Genomic DNA, 2,485 nt, shown 5'->3' with positions numbered 1-2,485 from the left:
GTTCCACGGCAAGGTTCCACACAAACCGCGCATGCCCGCAGTGCTCTTCAAGTCCGGCGACCTGCGCGGGCGCCGGAACGAGACGGTAGCGGGTCATATTCCAATTCTACAGAAAGGATCGCCCATGCGCTTCAGCGTGGGGCGCCGTTTCCTCTCCGGCCTGAAGGCCGGAGCATCCACGGCGCAAATCCGATGACCCCGGCTCCGGCCCTGCGCAAGGGCGCCAACACACCCGTTCCCGCCGGGGAGCTCTGGATCACGGTCGGCTGGGCGCCGGGACGGATGGTGGACGTCTGCGCCGTCCTCGTCACCGACCTCGACCGGGTCCGGTCGGACGCGGACTTCGTCTTCTACAACGCGCCGACCCATCCCTCCGGCGCGGTCGCGCTCGCCGCCACGGCACCGGGTGCGGCCGGCCTTGTCGCGAGACTGCCCAGGGTGGAGCCGGCGGTACGCCGGATCGTGATCGCCGGATCGCTCGACGAGGGCACCTTCCTCGACCTCGCCGACCTGAGCATGGTTCTCGCCGACGAGGACGGCCGGCCGCTCACCCGGTACGTGCCGGAGCCCGACGAGCCGGTCACGGCCCTGGTGTTCGGTGAGCTGTACCGCCGGGGCGGCGGCTGGCGGTTCCGTGCGGTCGCCCAGGGCTGGGACAGCGGGCTGGCCGGTCTCGCCCGCGGCTTCGGCATCCAGGTCCGCGACGACCCGGCACCCGACAACCATCCGGCCGAGGGCCCCCGCACGGCCGATGCCGCTCACCCGGGTGACGTCATCCACCCGCGCGACGTCATCCACCCGCGCGACGGGCGATCCCGCGAGCGCCCGCCAGGCCGACGATCGACGCCGCGCACCCAGGTCCTCCCGGACGCCGACGCGGACGTCGCCGACGCCGCCGCCGACGTGCCGGACACCCGGCCGGACCATCGCACCTCCATACCTCCGTCGGAGCCGCGCGCCGGCTACGCCGATCCCGACGACGCCCCGGACCGCGACGCGTTCGACGACCGCGACGACCGCGACGACCGCGACGACCGCGACGACCGCGACGACCGCGACCGGATCATCCGCGGCGCGGACATGGATGTCGGTGGTGTGGGCGCGGATGCCGAGACGGAGTCCGTGATCCGGGCGGACTGGTATCGCGATCCGGTGCGGCCCGACCACATGCGCTGGTGGGACGGGGAACGCTGGCAGGGTCCGCCCGAGCCGATCCACGCCGAGACGGAGACGACCTGCGGCCGGTGCGGCGCCACCAAGCGGTGGCGGTTGTTCGGCGGACCGCCGGCGTGCGAGCCCTGCGCCGAGGATGCACGGGCCTTCCTGTGGGACTGGCGGGGCCGGGTGGTGGCGAGCCTCGCCCGGGAGGACCCGACGGGCGGCGGCCTCGAACCGCTGTGGGCCGAGCTGCGCTACCAGCGGATCCCGCCGGCCGCGGGCTGGGAGGCCGTCCAGTCGGTGGGGCGCGCGCATCTGGAGCGGCTGGCGGCGTTCGCATTCGCCGACGGGATCGTCGAGCCCGCGGAGGTCGAGCGGATCGAGGCCGCGGTCGCCGCGCTGGGCCTGGCCGGCCCGTGGCTCGACGAGCTGCGCGGACGGCTCGCCCGCGGGCTGGAGCTCAGTCGGATCGAAGCCGGCGAGCTGCCCCGGTTACCCGAGGGCGGCCTGCACCTGGAACTCGACGAGATCCTGCATCTGGATGTCTCGGCCACGCTGGTGCGGCCGGGGGCACACGGCCCGCGGCACTCCCTCGGCCGGCTGATCGGCACCAACCGCAAGCTGCGGTTCCTCGCCGATGCCGGGCGCGGCGCGGAGCTGGGGCTCGCGAAGGTCGTCGAGATCGAGGCGCGCGGCGGGGCCGTCGACATCGCCGCCACGACCGCCCGCGGCTCGGGCACCTACCTCGTCGACGACCCGCCGTACGTCGCCGCGGTGCTGGCCGGGATCCTGCGGGTCGCGCGCCGGCAGGTGATCGCGCCGGGCAGCCGGGCGAGCCGGTCGATCCCGCAGGCGGTGAAGGCGGAAGTGTGGCGGCGTGACGGCGGGGCCTGCGTCGAGTGCGGCGGCAACGACCACCTGGAGTTCGACCATGTGATCCCGTTCAGCCGGGGTGGCGCGTCCAGTGCCGGCAACCTGCAGCTGCTGTGCCGAGGGTGCAACCGCTCGAAGGGCGCCCGGATCTGACGCGGACATCACTGGCTCGCGGCGCAGGAATGGAACCTGCGGCTTCGGCTGTGGCGCGAGCACCTGGACTGGGACGGTCCGGACGGCCGTCCCCGGCGGATGAGGTCCACCGGTCGGTGGCGAGGAACACGCAGTGGCACGACGAGACGGGTGGTGCGAGAGAGTAGACGGGTGGTGCGGACGGGACGGTTGGGCCCGATCGGCTGGTTGTTCGTCGTCGCGATCGTGCTCGCGGTGGGGACGCTGGCCGTCGATCATGCGCCGCGGCGGGGGGCGCGGGTCGGACTGTGGGGGGATTCGC

2 protein-coding genes are annotated in these 2,485 nt (G+C 73.8%); one reads left to right on the top strand and one right to left on the bottom strand.

The genetic code is table 11. The features are described 5' to 3' along the window. Positions 1-97, bottom strand: a 97-nt coding sequence (locus C1A33_RS23700; protein WP_133150804.1) for a helix-turn-helix domain-containing protein, incomplete at its 3' end; no start/stop codon positions are given. A 95-nt stretch (positions 98-192) separates the two neighbouring features. Here C1A33_RS23700 and C1A33_RS23695 point away from each other — a divergent pair. Beyond that, entirely contained in the window at positions 193-2,184 is a 1,992-nt protein-coding gene (locus tag C1A33_RS23695; RefSeq protein WP_101833552.1) for a TerD family protein, read from the top strand. The last annotated feature ends 301 nt before the right edge of the window (positions 2,185-2,485 follow it).

This window comes from Frankia canadensis (genome assembly GCF_900197875.1).
In the GTDB taxonomy this organism is placed as follows: Bacteria; Actinomycetota; Actinomycetes; order Frankiales; family Frankiaceae; genus Frankia; species Frankia canadensis.
Note: the sequence above shows the minus strand (reverse complement) of the source record. Positions and strands in the feature narration are given on the sequence as shown.

Coding starts and splice junctions, on each gene's coding strand:
- C1A33_RS23695 (WP_101833552.1), top strand. CDS start 193: ATGACCCCGGCTCCGGCCCTGCGCAAGGGCGCCAACACACCCGTTCCC.